The 20,147-nt window shown below is 58.7% G+C and carries 20 protein-coding genes; 15 read left to right on the top strand and 5 right to left on the bottom strand.

All coding sequences use genetic code 11. The features are described from left to right. Nucleotides 1-208 precede the first annotated feature (208 nt). On the bottom strand, nt 209-697 hold the full coding sequence (locus tag CLU84_RS15470; protein WP_099738190.1) for a peroxiredoxin: 489 nt from the start codon (nt 695-697) through the stop codon (nt 209-211). A gap of 139 nt (nt 698-836) precedes the next feature. Further along, complete coding sequence (locus tag CLU84_RS15465) at nt 837-1,205, bottom strand: Mth938-like domain-containing protein (RefSeq protein WP_099738189.1); 369 nt, start codon at nt 1,203-1,205, stop codon at nt 837-839. 165 nt (nt 1,206-1,370) lie between these two features. Here CLU84_RS15465 and CLU84_RS15460 point away from each other — a divergent pair, with 165 nt between their 5' ends. The 9 genes from CLU84_RS15460 (at nt 1,371) to CLU84_RS15420 (ending at nt 11,256) form a co-directional block, all read left to right on the top strand. Beyond that, a complete protein-coding gene (locus tag CLU84_RS15460) occupies nt 1,371-2,660 on the top strand; it encodes a pyridoxal phosphate-dependent aminotransferase (RefSeq protein ID WP_099738188.1) in 1,290 nt (429 codons plus the stop codon). A gap of 70 nt (nt 2,661-2,730) precedes the next feature. Next, nucleotides 2,731-4,065, top strand: a complete 1,335-nt coding sequence (locus CLU84_RS15455) for a homoserine dehydrogenase (RefSeq protein ID WP_099738187.1) — start codon at nt 2,731-2,733, stop codon at nt 4,063-4,065. 141 nt (nt 4,066-4,206) lie between these two features. After that, nucleotides 4,207-5,487, top strand: a complete 1,281-nt coding sequence (locus CLU84_RS15450) for a hypothetical protein (RefSeq protein ID WP_233210219.1) — start codon at nt 4,207-4,209, stop codon at nt 5,485-5,487. Between the two features lie 168 nt (nt 5,488-5,655). Beyond that, the gene (thrC, locus tag CLU84_RS15445; protein WP_099738186.1) at nt 5,656-7,080 is read left to right on the top strand and encodes a threonine synthase; all 1,425 of its coding nucleotides are present in this window, start codon (nt 5,656-5,658) and stop codon (nt 7,078-7,080) included. 128 nt (nt 7,081-7,208) lie between these two features. Beyond that, nucleotides 7,209-7,751 carry a molybdopterin-guanine dinucleotide biosynthesis protein B gene (mobB, locus tag CLU84_RS15440; RefSeq protein ID WP_099738185.1) on the top strand — a complete coding sequence of 181 codons (543 nt, stop codon included), beginning with the start codon at nt 7,209-7,211 and terminating at the stop codon, nt 7,749-7,751. A 13-nt stretch (nt 7,752-7,764) separates the two neighbouring features. Further along, entirely contained in the window at nt 7,765-9,009 is a 1,245-nt protein-coding gene (gene glp / locus CLU84_RS15435; protein ID WP_099738184.1) for a gephyrin-like molybdotransferase Glp, read from the top strand. A gap of 11 nt (nt 9,010-9,020) precedes the next feature. Then, complete coding sequence (gene moaD, locus CLU84_RS15430; protein WP_099738183.1) at nt 9,021-9,275, top strand: molybdopterin converting factor subunit 1; 255 nt, start codon at nt 9,021-9,023, stop codon at nt 9,273-9,275. 215 nt (nt 9,276-9,490) lie between these two features. Then, entirely contained in the window at nt 9,491-10,918 is a 1,428-nt protein-coding gene (locus CLU84_RS15425) for a short-chain fatty acid transporter (protein WP_099738182.1), read from the top strand. Next, complete coding sequence (locus CLU84_RS15420; RefSeq protein WP_099738181.1) at nt 10,915-11,256, top strand: recombinase family protein; 342 nt, start codon at nt 10,915-10,917, stop codon at nt 11,254-11,256. The genes CLU84_RS15425 and CLU84_RS15420 overlap by 4 nt, the downstream gene beginning before the upstream one ends. Nucleotides 11,257-11,357: 101 nt before the next feature. Here the strand turns inward: CLU84_RS15420 and CLU84_RS15415 are convergent, their stop codons facing one another. Both CLU84_RS15415 and CLU84_RS15410 read right to left on the bottom strand, forming a co-directional pair. Continuing rightward, a complete protein-coding gene (locus CLU84_RS15415) occupies nt 11,358-11,681 on the bottom strand; it encodes a hypothetical protein (protein WP_099738180.1) in 324 nt (107 codons plus the stop codon). A gap of 14 nt (nt 11,682-11,695) precedes the next feature. Continuing rightward, nucleotides 11,696-11,950, bottom strand: a complete 255-nt coding sequence (locus CLU84_RS15410) for a hypothetical protein (RefSeq protein ID WP_099738179.1) — start codon at nt 11,948-11,950, stop codon at nt 11,696-11,698. Between the two features lie 53 nt (nt 11,951-12,003). Here CLU84_RS15410 and moaE point away from each other — a divergent pair, with 53 nt between their 5' ends. From moaE to CLU84_RS15380, 6 genes are all read left to right on the top strand, one after another. Further along, a complete protein-coding gene (gene moaE, locus CLU84_RS15405; RefSeq protein ID WP_099739052.1) occupies nt 12,004-12,465 on the top strand; it encodes a molybdopterin synthase catalytic subunit MoaE in 462 nt (153 codons plus the stop codon). Nucleotides 12,466-12,878: 413 nt separating this feature from the next. Further along, nucleotides 12,879-15,491 (top strand): ATP-dependent chaperone ClpB, encoded by a 2,613-nt coding sequence (gene clpB / locus CLU84_RS15400; RefSeq protein ID WP_099738178.1) that lies wholly within the window; start codon nt 12,879-12,881, stop codon nt 15,489-15,491. Nucleotides 15,492-15,518: 27 nt separating this feature from the next. Beyond that, entirely contained in the window at nt 15,519-15,875 is a 357-nt protein-coding gene (locus CLU84_RS15395; RefSeq protein ID WP_099738177.1) for a hypothetical protein, read from the top strand. A 188-nt stretch (nt 15,876-16,063) separates the two neighbouring features. Continuing rightward, nucleotides 16,064-17,494, top strand: a complete 1,431-nt coding sequence (locus CLU84_RS15390) for a coniferyl aldehyde dehydrogenase (RefSeq protein WP_099738176.1) — start codon at nt 16,064-16,066, stop codon at nt 17,492-17,494. Between the two features lie 267 nt (nt 17,495-17,761). Then, nucleotides 17,762-18,286 carry a GNAT family N-acetyltransferase gene (locus CLU84_RS15385; protein ID WP_099738175.1) on the top strand — a complete coding sequence of 175 codons (525 nt, stop codon included), beginning with the start codon at nt 17,762-17,764 and terminating at the stop codon, nt 18,284-18,286. 30 nt (nt 18,287-18,316) lie between these two features. After that, entirely contained in the window at nt 18,317-19,516 is a 1,200-nt protein-coding gene (locus CLU84_RS15380; RefSeq protein WP_369826869.1) for a methyltransferase, read from the top strand. An 18-nt stretch (nt 19,517-19,534) separates the two neighbouring features. On the opposite strand, the gene CLU84_RS15375 is transcribed toward CLU84_RS15380, so the two are convergent. After that, nucleotides 19,535-20,062 (bottom strand): hypothetical protein, encoded by a 528-nt coding sequence (locus CLU84_RS15375; RefSeq protein WP_099739048.1) that lies wholly within the window; start codon nt 20,060-20,062, stop codon nt 19,535-19,537. Nucleotides 20,063-20,147: the final 85 nt, after the last annotated feature.

Genomic DNA, 20,147 nt, shown 5'->3' with positions numbered 1-20,147 from the left:
CCGCCTGGAAACCGAGGCGGCTTTGTTGGGGTGAACAGGTAATACTGTGTAGCGCTGAGGCATTGGCCCATTATGCATAGGCTATGCGGGGCTGGAAGCAGTATTTCCTGTTTTGCCTTGTTTAAAGACTTTGAAATGCTTTGCGTGTTGACGCGGGCAGGGTTTCAGGTCTCTGGCGAAGGCGGTGTCTTAGTAGGGAAGAGGTGGCTCAGGCCACTTTCTTGTCTTGAGCCTTTAGGCTCTTGACGGCCTTGAGCACTTCGTCCACGTGACCAGGAACCTTGAGGCCGCGCCATTCTTGAGCCAGCAGGCCATCGGCACCAATCAGGAAGGTCGAGCGCTCAATGCCCTTGACCTTCTTGCCGTACATGATCTTGTTTTTGACCACGCCGAACATGTGGCACATCTTTTCTTCGGTATCAGCGATCAGCTCGAACGGCAGTTCCAGCTTTTCCTTGAAGTCGTTGTGCGAATTCATGTTGTCGCGCGAAACGCCAAACACAGTCGCTCCCGCCTTGACAAAATCCTTGTACTTGTCGCGGAACTGCATTGCTTCCGTGGTACAACCGGGCGTGTTGTCTTTAGGGTAGAAATACAGAATCAGAACCTGGCCATTGTGCGAGGTGTTGGACACCTTGATGCCGCCGGTGGCGTTGGCTTCGAATTCTGGAAGGGGTTTGTTGACAACGATCGCCATGCGCTTATATCTCTCGGGTGTGTTCGTTGAAATGCCGAGGGTGTTCGTCGATATTGTTATTTTTGTTGCGAATTACCCCCAGCCGCAACCTGCGATTTTACCCTGAAATACGTATTTTTCTCAATGCTGGATTAGAAGGCTATGCCAGTAGCAGGGCCGCGACCACATTGCGTCCCTCGCTGGCCAAAACGTTATAGGTGCGGCAGGCTGATGCGGTGTCCATGGTTTCCAGCCCTATGCGCTTGATCATCAAGGGTTTGAGCCAGGCCACGGGCGGAAAGCGGTTCTTGCTGCCGCTGCCAAAAAGAATCACTTCCGCATCCAGCTGAGCCAGTTCTTCGAAATGCGCTGCCGTCAGGTCTTCAAAGCGCAAGCAGCTCCAGCTGGTGAGCAGACCGCGTGCGCCGACCAGCAGGCTGGTTTCGTGGTTTTGCCTGTCAACAGCGATCCAGCCCGGGCCGTAGCCGGTGATGGTTTGTGCATCGGATTTGTCTGCCTGGAATTTCATGGTCGATAGTGTGCGCAATCAGAGCGAGTGATGGGGGCGATGGCTGCGGTCTCCATACAGCGCGGGTGGGACATTGCTGCAGTGCTGAACTGTGTTTAAATTATAGGTTTCACCATGGGGTTTATGACACCATGGAGTGCCTGAAATCCTTTTGCATTGATTCGCATGAAAACCGTTCAAAAATCCGCCAAATTAGCAAACGTCTGTTACGACATCCGCGGGCCGATCATGGACGCGGCGAAGAAGATGGAGGACGACGGCCAGAAGATCATCAAGCTCAACATCGGAAATCTGGCCGTGTTTGGCTTTGACGCCCCTGAGGAAGTGCAGCAGGACATGATCCGCAATCTGCCCAACTCGGCTGGCTACTCTGACAGCAAAGGTATTTTTGCTGCCCGCAAGGCCGTGATGCATGAGACGCAGCACCAGGGCATCAAGGGCGTGACGCTGGACGACATCTACCTGGGCAATGGCGCATCCGAGCTTATCAGCTTGGCTACCAATGCCTTGCTGGACACTGGCGACGAAATGCTGCTGCCTGCGCCTGATTACCCACTGTGGACGGCTGCGACCAGCCTGTCGGGCGGTACGCCCGTGCACTATATGTGCGACGAGGAAAACGGCTGGATGCCCAATATGGCCGACATCCGCGCCAAGGTCACACCGCGCACCAAGGGCATTGTCGTCATCAACCCCAACAACCCCACGGGCGCGCTGTATTCCAAGGAACTGCTGCTCGAAATCGTGGAGCTGGCACGTGAGCATGGTCTGGTCATCTTTGCCGACGAGGTCTATGACAAGGTGTTGTATGACGATGTCAAGCACACGCCTCTGGCCAGCCTGTCCATCGATGTGTTGACGCTGACCTTCAACTCCCTGTCCAAGGCTTACCGCTCCTGCGGCTACCGTGCGGGCTGGATGGTGATTTCGGGCGACAAAAAGCCCGCCAAGGATTACATCGAGGGCCTCAACATGCTCTCCAACATGCGCCTGTGCGCCAACGTGCCCGGCCAATGGGCCGTGCAGACGGCGCTGGGTGGCCATCAGAGCATTGACTCGCTGGTGCAGGAAGGTGGACGTCTGCGTGTGCAGCGCGACTTGGCCTGGGAGCTGATTAACGCCATTCCCGGTGTGTCCTGCGTCAAGCCGCAAGGCGCTCTGTATATGTTCCCGCGCCTTGACCCGGCGGTGTACCCTATCAAGGACGACCAGGAGTTCTTTCTGGAAGTACTGCAGGAAACCAAGGTCATGCTGGTGCAGGGCACGGGCTTTAACTGGCCCAACCCTGACCACTTCCGCATCGTCTTTCTGCCGCATGAGGCGGACTTGCGCGAAGCCATCAACCGTCTGGCGCTCTTCCTGGATAAGTACCGCAAGCGCCATGGCACAGACAAGCCCAAGGCTGTGGCCGCTGATAAGGCTGTGAAGTCCGTCAAGGCTGACAAAGCCGCATAACCCTTTCTTTTTTGATAGCTGGCGGCGCTTGCTATTCAAGCGCTTCGGCGCTTTTTTGACCTTAAAACTTATGAAACCCATCCAAGTAGGCCTGTTGGGCATTGGCACCGTCGGTAGCGGTACTTTCAATGTGCTGGAACGCAACCAAGACGAGATTCGCCGTCGCGCGGGTCGTGGCATTGAAATTACGATGGTGGCCGACTTGGATACCGAACGCGCCAAGAGCGTGGTGGGTGACAAGGTCAAGGTTGTAGCCGATGCCCGTGAAGTCATCGCCAACCCCGACATCGACGTCGTCGTCGAGCTTATTGGCGGCTACGGCATTGCCAAGGCACTGGTGCTGGAAGCGATTGCCGCTGGCAAGCATGTGGTCACCGCCAACAAGGCGCTGCTGGCCGTGCACGGCACAGAAATCTTCAAGGCTGCGGCCGACAAGGGCGTGATCGTGGCCTATGAAGCGGCTGTGGCCGGCGGTATTCCCATCATCAAGGCGCTGCGCGAAGGCCTGACGGCCAACTCCATCCAGTGGGTGGCTGGCATCATCAACGGCACGACCAACTTTATTCTGTCCGAAATGCGCGACAAGGGTCTGGACTTTGACGTGGTGCTGAAGGAAGCCCAGCGTCTGGGCTACGCTGAAGCCGATCCTACCTTCGACATCGAAGGCGTGGACGCCGCCCACAAGGCCACGCTGATGAGCGCGATTGCCTTCGGCATTCCCGTGCAGTTTGACAAGGCCTATGTGGAAGGCATCACCAAGCTGGCTGGTGCCGATATCAAGTACGCCGAGCAACTGGGCTATCGCATCAAGCTGCTGGGCATCACCAAGCGCACCGACAAGGGTATCGAGCTGCGCGTGCACCCCTCGCTGGTGCCTGCCAAGCGCCTGATCGCCAATGTGGAAGGTGCCATGAACGCCGTGGTGGTGAACGGCGATGCCGTCGGCACCACGCTTTACTACGGCAAGGGCGCTGGCTCCGAGCCTACCGCTTCGGCCGTGGTTGCCGACCTGGTGGACATCGCCCGCCTGCAAGGCGCTGACGCCGCCCACAGCGTGCCTGCGCTGGCATTCCAGTCACACACACTCGCCGCAGCGGGCAAGGAACTGCCTGTGCTGCCCATGAGTGAAGTGGTGACTAGCTATTACCTGCGCATCCGTGTGTCTGATGAAGCTGGCGTGCTGGCCAAGATCACTGGCATCCTGGCCAATGCCGGCATCAGCATCGATGCTGTGCTGCAGCGCGAAGCCGATGAAGTGGGGGGCGAAGGCTCGACCCAGACTGATCTGATCATCCTGACGCACGACACCCGTGAAGGCGACATGAACAAGGCGCTGGATGAAATCCAGGGTCTGCACACGGTGCTGGCGCCTATCACCCGCATCCGCAAGGAAGAGCTGAACTAAGCTCTCCCCTGAGCGGTTTTGCCGCTTCCCTCTCTCGCTGCGCTTGATGGGGGACGGCATCATCGTTGCGGGGCGGCCCTTGCCTGGTGTCAGTGACCTGGGGCAATGGCCGTTTTCAACATGATGGTTTCGGAGATTGGCATGTCTGATTGCACCCAACCCGGATTGCTCCCTGTTCAGTGCGATGAGCGCACTGCAGGTCTTCTCAAAGGCTGGCGCCCTGTGGCGCTGGCCTTTTTTGTTTTTGCAGCGGCTGGCGCGCAGGCCGCCCCTGTGGATATCTATCGCGGCAGGCTGGGTGGGGCTGATGTGGTGATGGAGCTGGGTCAGCCCAAGGCAGGCGGTGAGCGCGAAGGGCGTTACTTCTATGTGCGCAATGGCGTTGATATCCCGCTCAAAGGTACGCTGGGCGCTCTGGCAGAAGCGCTGCCTGTCAACGACGAATGGCGTCGCGCTCAAAGTGATTGGCCTGTGTTTGCCGATGCCCAACAGCGCAGCATGCAATGGCGACTGAAGCCTCAGGGCGATGCTTTGGTGGGGGAGTGGGTCGATGGTTTTCAAGGTAAAAAACTGCCGCTAAGCCTTAAACGTATTGCGAAGTACGATCCTGAAAAGATAGCGCCTCAGGGCGTAGGGGCTGTGACCAATGCGATTGTTCAGGGCTACGGCAGCAGCGTTTCGCAAGGCGTGGCGCTCTCTGCTCAAAGCACGCCCTATGACTATCTGAAAATGGCCGAGCAAAAGCTGGAGCAGGGCAGGGAGGTGGTGATCAAACCATCGCTGGCCTGGCGCCCGGTGCGAGATGCGCGCACCAAGCTCTGGTATCCACGCCTTACCCGCCACCCCGATGCCAAAATTCTGAGCCAGACCAATGTCTTGCTGGAGCAGCGCCACTGGGGCATGAACCTGGAGGCGCTGGGCTGCGTCGGCTCGATCTACCTGAGCAGCGGCCCGGAAGCTGGCTCTCTGGGTAATTACAACAATGAAGAAATCAAGGTCACTTATCTATCGAGCGCCTTGATGAGCGTGGTGGAGTCGGGCTCCAACGGCTGTGGCGGCGCTCACCCCAACAACCATTACGACCCCTATGTGCTGGACTTGCTGCGCGGCGGTTATATGGACTTCACACGCCTGTTCAAGGGCGCGAAATATGGGGAGTACAGGCTGGAGTTCAGTCCGCAGATGTCTGGCTTCATTCAAAAAAGCCTGATGAGCCAGGCAGAGCCACATGACGACAGGGAATGCGACGATTTTTTGTCTGAATACATGGCGCTGATGCTGAACAAGCCGGACAAGATGAGTTTTGTGATCTCGGGCATTGGCCATGCGATGGGCGCGTGTCTGGGTAGCGGGGTGGATATTTCGTTCAAGAAACTGAAGCCCTATCTCAAGCCTGATGCCGAGCGCTATTTCCAGCCCTGATTGGCTAAGCTCTGGGTTGAGTTAGCCGCTCAGGTGAAACCGCGTTGCCCGGTCTCTGTATTTACGCCTAGTGAATGCCAGCCTGCTGACCGATAATGATGAGCTTGGCGGCGTAAGTTCTGCCCATTTGGCTGCCCGTTTTGAATTTTAGTTTTTGGCGAGTTTGAGATGCTGTATCTGTCCACCCGCGGCCATGCTGACCGCAAGCGTTTTTGCGATATTTTGCTAGCAGGTCTGGCACCCGATGGTGGCCTGTACCTGCCAGTGGAGTACCCCCAGATCACCGATGCCAAGCTGACCCAGCTGCGCGAAACGCTGGCCACCAAGGGTTATGCGGGTCTGGCGTTCGAGATTCTGTCGCTGTACATCGATGACATTCCTGCCGACGACCTGCGCGCGCTGTGCGCCAAGACGTACACCAAGGAAGTCTTTGGCACCGATGCGATCGTTCCAGTGCGCCAGCTTGATGGCGTGCTGCACATCGAAGCCCTGTCCAACGGCCCCACGCTGGCCTTCAAGGACATGGCCATGCAGCTGCTGGGCAATCTGTTCGAGTACGAACTGACCCGCCGCGGCGAAGAGCTGAATATTCTGGGCGCGACCAGCGGCGACACCGGCAGCGCGGCTGAATACGCCATGCGCGGCAAAAAGGGTGTGCGCGTTTTCATGACCAGCCCTCACGGCCGCATGAGCCCCTTCCAGCAGGCGCAAATGTTCAGTCTGCAGGACGAAAACATCCACAACATCGCCATTGAAGGCGTGTTTGATGACTGCCAGGACATCGTCAAGGCCGTCTCCAACGATCATGCCTTCAAGGCGCAGTACAAGATTGGCACCGTCAATTCGATCAACTGGGCGCGTCTGCTGGCCCAGGTGGTGTACTACTTTGCGGGTTATCTGCAAGCCACCCAGTCCAACGACCAGAAGGTCAGCTTCACCGTGCCGTCGGGGAACTTCGGCAATATCTGCGCTGGCCATGTGGCACGCCAGATGGGTCTGCCAGTTGCCAAGCTGGTGGTTGCGACCAACGAAAACGATGTGCTGGACGAATTCTTCCGTACCGGCGTGTACGTGGTGCGCGGCGCGGCCAACACCTACGAGACATCCAGCCCCTCTATGGACATCAGCAAGGCCAGCAACTTCGAGCGCTTTGTGTTCGACCTGGTTGGCCGCGATGGCGAGCGTACCAAGCAGCTGTTTGACCAAGGTGTGGCCAAGGACGGCCAGTTTGACCTGAGCGCAGACCCCGCCTTCAAGGACGCCGCAGGCAAGTACGGTTTTGTGAGCGGCAAGAGCACGCACGCTGACCGTCTGGCCACCATCAAGGACACGTTCAACCGCTTTGGTCAGATGATCGACACCCACACTGCTGACGGTGTGAAGGTGGCGCGCGAGCATCTGGGCACAGAGCCCATGCTGGTGCTGGAAACGGCTCTGCCCATCAAGTTCGCGGCGACTATTGAAGAAGCGCTGGGTCGTCTGCCCGACCGCCCCGCCAAGTTCAACGGCATTGAAGACCTGCCAAAGCGCGTGGTGGTGATGGCCTCTGATGTGAACCAGGTCAAGGCCTTTATCACTGAAAACTGCAAGTAAAGCCTTGCGGCGTTAAAGTTCAAAAGCACCTAGAGCTTGGCGACAGGTGCTTTTTTCTTTGGATGAAATTGGCCTCTAGCGCTTATCTAGAAAGCGCTGGCAGCTATCAAAAACATATTGAAATAAAGATGAAGGTCATAGGCTTTGCCGGATATTCGGGCGCAGGCAAAACCACGCTGGTCGAGGCGCTGGTGGCGCTGATGAAGGCGCGCGGGCTCAAGGTCTCGGTCATCAAACATGCCCACCACCACTTTGATGTGGACCAAGAAGGCAAAGACAGCTGGCGCCACCGCAAGGCCGGTGCCTATGAGGTGCTGCTGGCATCTGACCAGCGCATGGCGCTGATGCGCGAATATGCTCAGCCCACGGAGGTCAGCGTGCACGACATGCTGGCGCAGCTGGACCCATCGGTGGACTGGGTGCTGATCGAAGGCTTCAAGCATGGCGATGTGCCCAAAATAGAAGTCTGGCGACAGCAGCAAGACCGGCTTGACAAGGGCAAGACCATCGAGCCCTTGTTCCCGCATGACGCCATGGTGCTGGCCGTTGCCACAGATGCCCCTGGCCAATTGCCCGGCTATCCAGCCCAGCCCGTGCTGGACCTGAGCCAGCCGCAAGCCGTTTTGCAATGGCTGCTGACCCATGCCGACACTCTCGAATACAAGAACTAAGAAAGACACCGCAATGCAAGCCCCACGTACACCACTCAAGCCTCTGGACGACGCCCTGCAAGAGCTGCTGACCCATGCCCAGCGGCTGGCAGGCGCAGAGTCAGTTGACACGTTTGAGGCCGATGGCCGCGTGCTGCTGCAGGCTGCTGTTTCGCCGCTGCAGGTGCCGCCGCAAGACAACTCCGCCATGGATGGTTATGCCGTGCGCTCGGCGGAGTGTGTCAGTGGTGGTGCGGAGCTTCCCGTGTCGCAGCGCATTCCCGCGGGTGTTGCGCCCGATGCGCTGGTGGTGGGCTCAGTCGCCCGGATCTTTACGGGCGCGCCCGTGCCTGCTGGGGCAGATGCCATCGTCATGCAGGAAGACTGCGAAGTGCTGGAGGACGGCCGCGTGCGCATCAAGACTCTGCCCAAGGCCGGGCAGTGGATTCGCCGCTCGGGCGAGGACATTCGCCAGGGCGCTACGGTGATTGAGGCCGGTGTGCGCCTCACGCCTGCGCATCTGGGTCTGGCGGCCAGCATGGGTTTTGCCAGTTTGCCCGTGGCCCGCAAGCCGCGCGTAGCGATGTTTTCCACGGGTGATGAGCTGGTCATGCCCGGCACGGTGGCGCCGCAGGATATGAAGCCCGGCAGCATCTACAACAGCAACCGCTTTTTCTTGCGCGCTTTGCTGCTGCGCATGGGCTGCGAGGTGACGGATCTGGGCATCGTCCCCGATGACCGCGAGGCGACGGTGGCTGCGCTGGCCAAGGCCGCCGTGGATCACGATGTGATCGTCACCAGCGGCGGCGTGTCCGTGGGCGAGGAAGACCATATCAAGCCTGCCGTGCAGCAGCTGGGTCAGCTCGATCTCTGGCAGATCAGCATCAAGCCCGGCAAGCCTTTTGCCTATGGGCGCGTGAATCGTCAGGAGGCCGGCTTTGCACATTTCATCGGCTTGCCAGGCAACCCTGTATCCAGCTTTGTGACCTTTCAGGTGCTGGTACGTCCCTTCCTGCTGCGCCTGCAAGGCGTGCAGCACGTGCTGCCGCGTGCGATTGATGCGCGTGCCGACTTTGTCTGGCCCAAGGGCGACAAGCGCCGCGAGTTTTTGCGGGTGCGCTACAACGAGCGCGGCGGGCTGGAGCTGTTCAAGAATCAAAGCTCGGGCGTGCTGACATCGACGGCCTGGGGCGATGGCGTGGTGGACAACCCCGCCAGCACCACGATTGCCGAAGGCGACACCGTGCGCTTTATCCCGTTTGCAGAGCTGATGGCTTGAAGGAGCCTTTTATGAAGACCATCACCATTCGTTATTTCGCCTCCATCCGCGAAGCGCTGGGTATTGGCAGCGAAAGCCTGCAGACCGCAGCCGAAACCGTGGGCGCCCTGCGTGAAGAGCTGATGAGCCGCAGCGATGCCGCCGCCAGCGCGCTGGCCACAGGGAAGGCTGTGCGCATGGCCCTGAATCAGGACATGTGCGCGCTGGATGCTGCCATTCAAAACGGCGATGAAGTGGCGTTCTTTCCGCCAGTGACCGGCGGTTGATCTGGGGCTGATGTGGCACTGATCGCATCCAAAATCTGCTGAAAAGGCCTGTGCAAGCACTTTGCACAGGCTTTTTTGCATGGGATGACTTCTAGGTGTTTACGCGAGGGGGTGTGATTGCGTACTAGGGTTTTCCTTGGGGTGTTTTTGTGAGTCTGGTGAGATTCATTTTGCAGAATCCGCGCTTTCTTGCAAAAAGTAGAAAGCACACACTCATGACAACTCACGTCAATATGGAGGAGACCCGCTCTGCGCGCTTTGCTATGCGCTGCGCCAGCTGGGCGGAGAAGTGGTTTCCGGATTCCTGGGTCTTTGCCGTAGTCGGCATTTTTATCGTGGTGCTGGCGGCATTTGCCATCGGCGCGCCTGTGCAGGAAACCAGCAAGGCCTTTGGTAAAGGCTTCTGGAGCCTGATCCCCTTCACCATGCAAATGGCCTTTGTGGTGATTGGAGGCTATGTGGTGGCCAGCTCCAAGCCTGCTTCCAAGCTGATAGAGGCGCTGGCCCGCGTGCCCAAGACCGGCCGCGGTGCCGTGGCCTGGGTGGCCTTTGTGGCGCTGACCGCATCGCTTTTGAACTGGGGCCTGAGCCTGGTGTTCGGCGGCCTGCTGGTCAAGGCGCTGGCACGCCGTACAGACATCAAGATGGACTACCGCGCTGCGGGCGCAGCCGTTTATCTGGGTCTGGGTGCTGTGTGGGCGCTGGGCATTTCGTCTTCGGCGGCGCAGTTGCAGGCCAACCCGGCCAGCCTGCCGCCCGGCATTCTGGCGATTACCGGCGTGATTCCTTTCACCCAGACCATCTTTCTGTGGCAGTCCGGCGTGATGCTGGCGGCACTGATGATTGTGTCCATCGTGGTGGCCTATATGACAGCTCCCGGTGAAGGCACAGCGCGTGATGCGGCTGACTGCCAGGTCGATCTGGGTCAGGCCGTTGCGCATGATCTGCCCAAGCCTACGCGCCCCGGTGAATGGCTTGAGCACAGCCCCATCCTCATCATCATGCTGGTGCTGTTGACGGTGGGCTGGATGGTGGAGGAGTTCTCCAGCAAGCCCTTCATTCAGGCGATTTCGGGTCTGAACACCTACAACCTGATCTTCTTGATGGTGGGTGCGCTGCTGCACTGGCGCCCCCGCAGCTTTCTGGATGCCGTGGCGCGTGCTGTGCCAACGACCACCGGCGTGCTGATCCAGTTCCCGCTGTATGGTGCGATTGCTGCCATCATGACGGAGGTCAAGGGCGCAGACGGTGCCAGCATTGCGCACTACATCTCCACCTTCTTCACCAACTTCGCCACGCATGACACCTATGCGCTGCTGATGGGCACCTACTCCGCCGTGCTGGGCTTCTTCCTGCCCTCGGGCGGTGGCAAGTGGATTGTGGAAGCGCCTTACGTCATGCAAGTGGCTAACGACCTGCAATATCACCTGGGCTGGGCCGTGCAGATCTATAACGCTGCCGAAGCGCTGCCCAACCTGATCAACCCCTTCTACATGTTGCCGCTGCTGGGCGTGCTGGGACTGAGGGCGCGCGATCTGATTGGCTTTAACTTTGTGCAATTGCTGGTTCACACCCCGCTGGTGCTGTTCCTGCTATGGTTCCTGGGTCAGACTCTGACCTATATCCCACCTGTAATGCCATGACCGACACTGCCGATTTGCCTTCTACCGAGATCAACCCCGACATCAGCTCGCGCACCCGCCGTGCGCTGGCCGATGCGCGCGAGCGCGGCGTCAAGCTGGGCACAGCGGGCGCGGCCAATATCCGGGCCACAGTAGAAAAGCGCAAATCGGCAGCCGATGCCTTTGCCAGGCAGCACGAAGCGCTGTTTGCGCAGCTGCAAGAAAAAGGCCTGACCCACCGCGCCATGGCTGCTGAACTCAATGCCCTGGGCATTACAGCCGCCAAAGGCGGCGAATGGACGCACGGCCAAGTGCAGCGCATTCTGAACCGCTATGCGGACTGGGCCAAGGCTGAATAAGTTCGCCCGAACCTGCAAAGCAAAAAGCCGTGCAGCATTGCTTGCACGGCTTTTCTTTTGATAGCTGCTTGCGCTTTTATCTATTGGGCTGGAGCCTGTTTTTATTCTGAAATGGGGGCTGGCAGCTGCGGCGCACGCCACTCCAGCAGCTCGGCCATACGCTGCACAATCCAGCTCGCCTCTGCGGAGCTGACCACAGAGCCATCAGCCGCCAGACCGGCATGCATGCCCAGCAGCACCTGCTCTTCAGACGAATTGCCCGAGTGGTAGAGCGTCTGCGCCTGCTCTGTCAGGTGGCAGGCCAGGTCTTCGCACAGTTCATAGCGTTGCACCACCTCGCCAATCGAGGTGGACAGCTTGCCGCTGCGGGTGCGAAACAGATCCGCAAAGCTGGGCGGCGGCTGAATCTGGCTGGTGTCGTCCATGCGAGTCTGCCTCTTTAGCTAGGCTCAAACAGGCGCTCAAAGCGCGCCAGATCGTCTGCCAGCTCGCAGGTAATGAGCTGGCCCGATTTTTTGTCCGCCTTGCGGTGCGCGGCGAACAAGGTCGCCTTGCCCTTGAAGTTGTAGTCGGGCAGGTGAATCAGCTCATAGGCATAGGGCACGAAGATCTGAAATTCAAAGATCATCCGGTGCTCGTTACGAGGCGACGGGTACAGCGTGTACTCCGGTAAATTGATGGTTTGCGCGGGCATGCCTCAATGCTAATGCGCCGCGCATGACCATGCTGGCCTGCGACAATGCAGGTATGACTGCTGCACGTGTATCCATCCAGACCCAAGACTTTGACCTGAGCGCCGAAATTGCCGCCCTGCGTGCGGGTGATGCGCGTGTAGGGGCCGTCTGCAGCTTCGTCGGCACGGTGCGCGATCGCAATGAAGGTGATTCTGTCTCCAGCATGGAGCTGGAGCATTACCCCGGCATGACCGAAAAAAGCATAGAAGCGATCATCGACAAGGCGGTAGAGCGCTTCGGCATCTTTGGCGCGTGTGTCATTCACCGCATCGGTCTGCTGCAGCCAATGGAGCAGATCGTGCTGGTGGCGGTGACCAGTGCCCACCGTGGCAAATCGTTCGAAGCCTGCGAATACATCATGGACTACCTCAAGTCCGAAGCCCCCTTCTGGAAAAAAGAGCAAACCGAGCAGGGGGCCCGCTGGGTGGATGCGCGTGTCAGCGATGAGCAGGCGCTGCAGCGCTGGGCCTACTGAGCGAGTGATCTTCCGAGAGGCGGTATCGCTCCGAGGCGGTCGCCTCCAGACGCTTGCTTGGAGACATGTATTTTCATTGATGGCATGGAATAAAAACTGCCTGAAACGTATATCTATGAATCTCTGGTGGCTATGCTTTTTGATGGTTTTGCGTTGATATTCCCCTGGTTGATGGTTGCCTGATCGGGTGTGCAGGTGTTTAATGGATTGTGGGTTTTATCCTACACAGTAGTCCGGCTGGGCACGCCATGCTCAGGCGTGGCCTGCGTGCGGATGCGCCGATTTGATCTTTCTCAAACAAGGCCACACTTGAAGCCGTTTGGCAGCTTTGTTGTTGGCCGTGGTCTTGAAAATACCCGCACGGCTATCAGATAAATTGCAATGACATTGATATGGAGCGAGAGCGACACACCATGCGAATTGACAAACTGACGACCAAATTCCAAGAAGCCTTGGCCGATGCGCAGTCTCTGGCGCTCGGTGCTGACCAATCCACCATCGACCCCTTGCACCTTCTGGTCGCCATGCTGCGCCAGGACGACGGCCCGCGCGCTCTTTTGCAGCGTGCCGGCGGCAATGTGCAGCAACTCAAAAACCTGGCCGAGGAGGCCATGGCCGACCTGCCGCGTGTGCAGCAGCAGGGCGATGTGCAAGTGGGCACGGAGCTGGCCCGATTGCTGCAGGCCGCAGAGAAGGAAGCACTCAATCGCGGTGACCAGTTCATCGCCAGCGAGCTGTTCTTGCTGGCGCTGGCTGACAGCAAAGGTTCGGCCACACGTGCCGGGGCCTTGCTCAAACAAAGCGGTGTGAGCAAATCCAGCCTGGAAGCCGCCATCAACGCCGTACGAGGAGGGCAGAACGTGGACAGTGCAGAATCCGAAGGCCAGCGCGAAGCGCTGAAGAAGTACACGATGGACCTGACCGAGCGTGCCCGCAGCGGCAAGCTTGATCCCGTGATTGGTCGCGACGACGAAATTCGCCGCGCCATTCAGGTGCTGCAGCGCCGCAGCAAGAACAACCCCGTGCTGATTGGCGAGCCCGGCGTGGGTAAGACCGCGATTGTCGAAGGCCTGGCCCAGCGCATTGTGGCTGGTGAAGTGCCAGAGAGCCTGCAGAACAAGCGCGTCCTGTCGCTCGATATGGCGGGCCTGCTGGCCGGAGCCAAGTACCGCGGTGACTTTGAAGAGCGCCTGAAATCCGTGCTCAAAGAGCTGGCTCAGGAAGAAGGCCGCGTCATCCTGTTCATTGACGAAATTCACACCATGGTCGGTGCCGGCAAGGCCGATGGTGCCATGGACGCAGGCAATATGCTCAAGCCCGCGCTGGCGCGTGGCGAGCTGCACTGCGTGGGCGCTACTACGCTTGACGAATACCGCAAGTACATCGAGAAAGATGCTGCGCTGGAGCGTCGCTTCCAGAAGGTGATTGTGGGCGAGCCATCGGTGGAAGACACCATCGCTATCTTGCGCGGTTTGCAGGTGAAGTATGAGGCGCACCACAACGTCGATATTACCGACCCTGCTATCGTTGCTGCAGCAGAGCTGAGCCACCGCTATATTACCGATCGCTTTCTGCCCGACAAGGCCATTGACTTGATCGACGAGGCGGCGGCCAAGATCAAGATCGAGATGGACTCCAAGCCCGAGGTGATGGACAAGCTTGAGCGCCGCATGATTCAGCTCAAGATCGAGCGCGAAGCCATGAAGCGCGAGAAGGACGAAGCCTCGCAAAAGCGTCTGTCGCTGATCGAGGAAGAACTCGAAAGCCTGGAGCGCGAATACGCCGATCTGGAAGAAATCTGGAAGGCTGAGAAAGCCAGCGCACAGGGTTCGGAGCAAATCCGCAAGGAGATTGACCAACTGCGCATTCAGATTGAAGAGTTCAAGCGTAAGGGTGACTTCAACAAGGTGGCCGAGCTGCAATACGGCAAGCTTCCTGCGCTCGAGAAGCAGTTGCACGAAGCCCAGGCCAAGGAACAAGGCCGAGATGGTGCGCCTGCCCACAAGCTGCTGCGCACCCAGGTCGGTGCTGAGGAAATTGCCGAGGTGGTCAGCCGTGCCACGGGTATCCCCGTTGCCAAGATGATGCAGGGCGAAAAAGACAAACTGCTGCAGATGGAAACCAAGCTGCACGAACGCGTCGTGGGCCAAGAAGAGGCTATTGCCGCAGTCTCCAACGCCATTCGCCGCTCGCGCTCGGGTCTGTCCGATCCGAATCGTCCTACAGGCTCTTTCCTGTTCCTGGGCCCTACGGGCGTGGGTAAGACCGAGCTGTGCAAGGCGCTGGCAGGCTTCTTGTTCGACAGCGAAGATCACCTGGTGCGGGTTGACATGAGTGAGTTCATGGAAAAGCACTCTGTGGCACGATTGATTGGTGCGCCCCCAGGCTATGTCGGCTATGAGGAGGGTGGTTATTTGACCGAAGCCGTGCGCCGCAAGCCCTATAGCGTGCTGCTGCTGGACGAGGTGGAAAAAGCCCACCCCGATGTCTTCAACGTGCTGCTGCAGGTGCTGGACGATGGTCGCCTGACCGATGGTCAGGGTCGCACGGTGGACTTCAAGAACACCGTGATCGTGATGACCAGCAACATTGGTTCACATTTGATCCAAGCCATGGTGGGCGAGGATGCGGATGATGTGAAGGAAGCGGTCTGGGGGGAACTTAAAAACCATTTCCGACCCGAATTCCTGAACCGCATTGATGAAACTGTGGTCTTCCATGCACTGGATGCCAAGAACATCGAGGCGATTGCCAAGATACAGCTGAAGTTGCTGGAAAGCCGTCTGCAGAAGATGGAGCTGAGCATTCAGGTGTCCGAGCAGGCTCTGGCCGAGCTGGCCAAGGTCGGTTTCGATCCCGTGTTCGGTGCCCGTCCGCTCAAGCGTGCGATTCAGCAGCGTATTGAAAACCCGCTGTCCAAGTTGTTACTCGAAGGAAAGTTCCCGCCCAAGAGTACGATTGCAGTGACAGTAGACCCGGTGATTGAGCCCGGGGTATTCAGGTTCGAGTCCTCAGGCGTGTCCTGAGGGCCGAGCCCATAGAAAGGTATTGCTTTGAACGATTTCGCCACTACCGCAACCCGCTGGGCCGTCCGCATCGTGCTGATGCTGGTGGGTCTGGTGTTCTTCCTGTGCCTACTGGCCGTGGCCTGCCTGATTGCTCTGGTATGGGGCGCGCGCGCCCTGTGGGCCAGGTTCACGGGTCAGCCCATCGTGCCCATGAGCATGGGAGCCATGAGTCCGTTTGCTGGCTGGCAGACGGTGTACCGCTCGGGGGCCGAGTGGATGGCGCAATCGTCGGGCAATGCCCAGGCTAAAGATGATGTGCGTGAAGGTCGCTCGCGCCGCGGCGTTCTGCCTGGCGCGGGCGATGTGACCGATGTGCAGCCGCGCGAGGTACATGAGTCGTAATGACAAGCCTGCTTGCAGCCTTCATACTTTGCTGTGAGTGAGGCGACAAAGGCCGAGGGCTGATGCCGAGGTCAAAACAAAAGAGCCTGTGCAATGTTGCATCAGGCTCTTTTTTTACGCTGTGTTTACGTAGACCCGCGTTATCGTCGGGGCTGTAATTTTGAGATATTCAGACGGGCATGAACTAAATGGACTTGCATCGCATTTTTGACTTGCAATACCAAGCCAGCCGCGCGCAGGTCGATGCACCTTTGCTGGTGCGGCGCGAGCGTTTGCTGCGCCTGCAGAAGATGCTGGATGAAAACGGACCGGCGCTGTGCGCGGCCGTGGAGCAGGATTTTGGCGTGCGCTCTGAGCGCTGGACGGAAATGCTGGATTTGATGCTGGTACGCAATATGCTCAAGCACACGCTCAAGTACCTTCCGAAATGGAGCAAACGCCAGCGCGTGCGCACACCGCTGATGCTGCAGCCGGGCAAAGCCTGGATAGAACGCCAGCCGCTGGGTGTGGTGGGCATCATCTCGCCGTGGAACTACCCGGTGCAGCTGTCTCTGGCACCAGTCATCACCGCATTGGCGGCGGGTAACCGCGTCATGCTCAAGCCCAGTGAACTGACACCGAATACTTCAGCGAAGATGGCCGAGCTGGTCGCTCAATTCTTTGCACCTGATGAGTTCAGCGTGATTGAGGGCGATGTGGGTGTGGCCACGCAGTTCTCGGGCCTGCAGTTCGATCATCTGCTGTTTACGGGCTCGACCGCCGTGGGGCGGCGCGTGGCACAGGCGGCTGCTGTGCACCTGACACCGACGACGCTGGAGCTGGGTGGTAAGTCCCCTTGCATCATTGCGCAGGACTGCGATTTGCAGGCCGTGGCGCTCAAGGTGGCCTATGGCAAGCTGGTCAACGCCGGGCAGACCTGTATCGCCCCCGACTATGTGCTGCTGCCGCGTGGGCAGGAGCAGGCTTTTGCGGAGGCCTACAAGGCTGCTGTGCAGCAGCTGTATCCGCGGATTTCAGGCAACCCCGATTACACGGCCATCATCAGCAAGCGCCATCTGGCACGGCTCAAGCAGATGCTGCGCCAGGCCCAGAGCCTTGGCGCGCAGGTGCACTGGATGCATGAGGCTGCAGCGCCTGCGGTAGATGGCGATGCCACCTTGTGGGGTGAGGCGGTTGAGCGCCAGTTCGCTCCCGCACTGGTGTTTGGTGCCACGGGCGAAATGCAGCTGATGCAGGAAGAGATTTTTGGCCCCATCCTGCCGGTGATCTCGTATGAGCGCATTGAAGACGTGATCAACGCCATCAATGCCAGCCCGCGCCCGCTGGCGCTGTACTGGTTTGGCAACGATGAGGCAGAGCGCGATGCGGTGCTGCTGCGTACGGTCAGCGGAGGTGTCTGTGTGAACGACACTTTGTTGCATGTGGCGCATGACAACCTGCCGTTTGGTGGGGTCGGCGAGAGTGGCTGGGGTGCTTATCACTCCGAGCAAGGCTTTCTGCGTTTTGTGCACCAGAAGGCGGTTTTCGTGCAGTCGCGCTGGGCTGCCACGTCAATGCTTTACCCGCCGTTTGGTGAAAAGTTTGATCGCATGATGCGCTTCATGCGGCGCTGGCTTTGATGCTGTTTTGAAGGCATTGCCAGATTTACTGCTGTCAAGGGTGATTTGAGTCCTGACTATTTGTCATTAAATGTGACTCAAACCCTTGAGGAATGCGGGCTTGCTGCTCTGCTTTGATGAGCGCATAGCACATAGATTGCTACAGGGCAAGGAAATGCGAACAGCCGCAGTCAACCGAATGGCTAACAACCATGCCGCGTGCCAAAACTCTAAATTTGTAGACAATTGCGCCCTTCTATTCTTACATGTTTCTGCCCCGGTTTTTCCATGTCCAGTATCCAGGTCCGTCCCGCTACTCTTCGCGATGCAAAAGCGATTGCCCAGATCCATACTGCTTCCGCACTGGAGGCTTATCGAGGTCTGGTTCCCGATGATCAACTGAAGGCCATGTCCTCGGTTGAAAAGCGCCAGGCTTACTGGCGCGAAGCTATTGAATTCTGTGAGCCGCAGGTCCAGGTCGCCATTGAAGGCGACAAGATCGTCGGCTTTGTCGGCTTTGACCGATCCCGTGATGAAAAGTCTCGCCAGACTACTGGTGAGATTTGGGCCATCTATGCATCTCCCACTCACTGGAGCCAAGGCGTTGGCGTGGCTCTGTGGGATGCTGCCCGTGATGGTTTGCTGGAAGAAGGCTGTACCAACGTGACAGCCTGGATTCCTCTGCGCAATGAACGTGCCCTGCGTTTCCACGAAATGGCCGGTTTCAAGCGTGAGATGTCCACTGCCAAGACGGCAGTGGTTGGCAGCATCAAGATTGAAGAAGTGCGCGTTAAGCGCCCTCTGAACGGCTAAACAAGCCATTAGCCCATTGAAAGACAGGCCGTGAAGACCATCAATAACAACAACGTCGCGGCCTCAGTCTCCGCCTATCAACCGCTTGAGTGGCAAGAGAAGGGCAAGCCCCGCTCTGCCCTGTGGCGCACTGAAAGCAGCCTGCCGCAGCCCAAGCGCATTGAGCTGGCCGATGACACCATGCCCGCTGATACGGCGTTTCGCCATATCAGCGAAGGTGCCTCGCTGCTGTGGCGTGGTGACTTTCAGAACGCCCGCCAGCTCTTGGTGGCGCTGGGCCGCAGGCTTGAAAAAAAGGTGACACGCCGCAAGGCTGCTGCCGCTGCTGAAATCACATTTCCCCACGCCTTTCATCTGTATCGCCAGACTCAGGCTCAGCGCGCACGCGTACTGGCCAGCATTCTGATTGAGCTGGATGAGCAATGGCATTGCGCACTGCGCCGCGCTCCTGACTGGAGCGTTGCCTGTACCGAAGCGTGGGGCACAGCCCCCAAGCAAGGCGCTGCGCAATCGGTGCTGGTGCCGCTGCGTGACTTGCTTGGCGTCGTTGGCGCTCATGAGTGGCGGAAAAAAGGCGTGGAGCTTGCTGCGCTGGATGGCGAGCGCATTCATGCCCATTACGGTGTGTTCTCGCCCGTGCGCGGCGAGTACCTTGAGCTGGTGGCACGTGCGCCTATTCCAGCCGCTGGCATGCAGCAGGCCTGGGATATTGGCGTGGGCACTGGCGTGCTCTCAGCCCAGCTGATCAAGCGCGGCGTCAAATCCATTGTGGCGACCGACATGAGCGAGCGTGCTTTGAGCTGTGCCACCGAGAACCTGCAGCGTCTTGGTCATGCAGCCAAGGTGAAGCTGCAACGTGCTGACCTGTTTCCCGAAGGCCGTGCCGGCCTGATTGTCTGCAACCCACCATGGTTGCCTGGCAAGGCCGCATCGCTGCTCGATCAGGCCATCTACGACGAAGACAGCCGCATGCTGCGTGGCTTTGTTCAAGGTCTGGCTGCGCATCTGCAACCCGGTGGCGAAGGCTGGCTCATCCTGTCTGATCTGGCTGAGCACCTGAAGCTGCGCAAGCGCGAAGAGCTGCTGGGCTGGATTGAGGCTGCAGGCCTCAAGGTGCTGGGCCGCGAAGACATTCGCCCCAGTCACGGCAAGGTGCAAGATAGCGAAGACCCGCTGCACGCTGCACGTGCTGCGGAAGTCACCTCGCTCTGGCGTCTGGTCGCAATCTAAGCGTAATAAAGCGCTGCGTTAAGCCAGAGAAGGCTCGGTCGCTGAGCTTTTTTGTGTCTCGTTGACGGCCTCGCCACTCGCATCGTGGCAGGCCAGCAAAGCAGCCAGTCGCTCGCGCAGCGACTGGGCTCGCTCCTCCCCTGCATACTCTTGCACGGCCACCAGAAAGTTCAGGCTGGCGCTGCGCAAGCTGCTCAGGTCCCGTGCTTCACGCAGTTGCGTGCGTAATGCCTGAGCAAGGGTTTCGTGACGGTTGGCAAACAATCGCTCGCACAGGTCAAACAAATACATACGCGTGCCTGCCATATTGATGGCTGGCGCTAAAGCGGGGCTGCTGCTCTTGCTCTCGCCAGTGGCGATCAGCTCCAGATAGCCCTGTGCCACCAACTGCCGGGCCAGTGCGGCATGATCGCTGCCCAGCAAGGCTTGGAGTTCCTCCATGCTTTTGCCGCCGGCCATCAACAGCAGAGAGCGTGCACGCTGTGGCAGCTGGCGCGTCCCGGGCTGAAGTTCCTCTTGGGCCTTGGCGGTTTTTTGCAAAATCATGGTGGGTGCTGTCTGGCGCAATACAAATGGCGATGCGCTATTGCATGTGCTGACGATGACACTGGTGTGAATCTGCTTCAATGCG

The organism is Comamonas sp. 26, from assembly GCF_002754475.1.
Lineage (GTDB): Bacteria > Pseudomonadota > Gammaproteobacteria > Burkholderiales > Burkholderiaceae_C > Comamonas.
This window is presented reverse-complemented; position numbering and strand designations above follow the sequence as displayed.

Excerpts from the sequence above, each read along its gene's own strand:
- CLU84_RS15470 (WP_099738190.1), bottom strand. The coding sequence starts at position 697 with ATGGCGATCGTTGTCAACAAACCCCTTCCAGAATTCGAAGCCAACGCC.
- CLU84_RS15465 (WP_099738189.1), bottom strand. The coding sequence starts at position 1,205 with ATGAAATTCCAGGCAGACAAATCCGATGCACAAACCATCACCGGCTAC.
- CLU84_RS15460 (WP_099738188.1), top strand. The coding sequence starts at position 1,371 with ATGAAAACCGTTCAAAAATCCGCCAAATTAGCAAACGTCTGTTACGAC.
- CLU84_RS15455 (WP_099738187.1), top strand. The coding sequence starts at position 2,731 with ATGAAACCCATCCAAGTAGGCCTGTTGGGCATTGGCACCGTCGGTAGC.
- CLU84_RS15450 (WP_233210219.1), top strand. The coding sequence starts at position 4,207 with ATGTCTGATTGCACCCAACCCGGATTGCTCCCTGTTCAGTGCGATGAG.
- thrC (WP_099738186.1), top strand. The coding sequence starts at position 5,656 with ATGCTGTATCTGTCCACCCGCGGCCATGCTGACCGCAAGCGTTTTTGC.
- mobB (WP_099738185.1), top strand. The coding sequence starts at position 7,209 with ATGAAGGTCATAGGCTTTGCCGGATATTCGGGCGCAGGCAAAACCACG.
- glp (WP_099738184.1), top strand. The coding sequence starts at position 7,765 with ATGCAAGCCCCACGTACACCACTCAAGCCTCTGGACGACGCCCTGCAA.
- moaD (WP_099738183.1), top strand. The coding sequence starts at position 9,021 with ATGAAGACCATCACCATTCGTTATTTCGCCTCCATCCGCGAAGCGCTG.
- CLU84_RS15425 (WP_099738182.1), top strand. The coding sequence starts at position 9,491 with ATGACAACTCACGTCAATATGGAGGAGACCCGCTCTGCGCGCTTTGCT.
- CLU84_RS15420 (WP_099738181.1), top strand. The coding sequence starts at position 10,915 with ATGACCGACACTGCCGATTTGCCTTCTACCGAGATCAACCCCGACATC.
- CLU84_RS15415 (WP_099738180.1), bottom strand. The coding sequence starts at position 11,681 with ATGGACGACACCAGCCAGATTCAGCCGCCGCCCAGCTTTGCGGATCTG.
- CLU84_RS15410 (WP_099738179.1), bottom strand. The coding sequence starts at position 11,950 with ATGCCCGCGCAAACCATCAATTTACCGGAGTACACGCTGTACCCGTCG.
- moaE (WP_099739052.1), top strand. The coding sequence starts at position 12,004 with ATGACTGCTGCACGTGTATCCATCCAGACCCAAGACTTTGACCTGAGC.
- clpB (WP_099738178.1), top strand. The coding sequence starts at position 12,879 with ATGCGAATTGACAAACTGACGACCAAATTCCAAGAAGCCTTGGCCGAT.
- CLU84_RS15390 (WP_099738176.1), top strand. The coding sequence starts at position 16,064 with ATGGACTTGCATCGCATTTTTGACTTGCAATACCAAGCCAGCCGCGCG.
- CLU84_RS15385 (WP_099738175.1), top strand. The coding sequence starts at position 17,762 with ATGTCCAGTATCCAGGTCCGTCCCGCTACTCTTCGCGATGCAAAAGCG.
- CLU84_RS15375 (WP_099739048.1), bottom strand. The coding sequence starts at position 20,062 with ATGATTTTGCAAAAAACCGCCAAGGCCCAAGAGGAACTTCAGCCCGGG.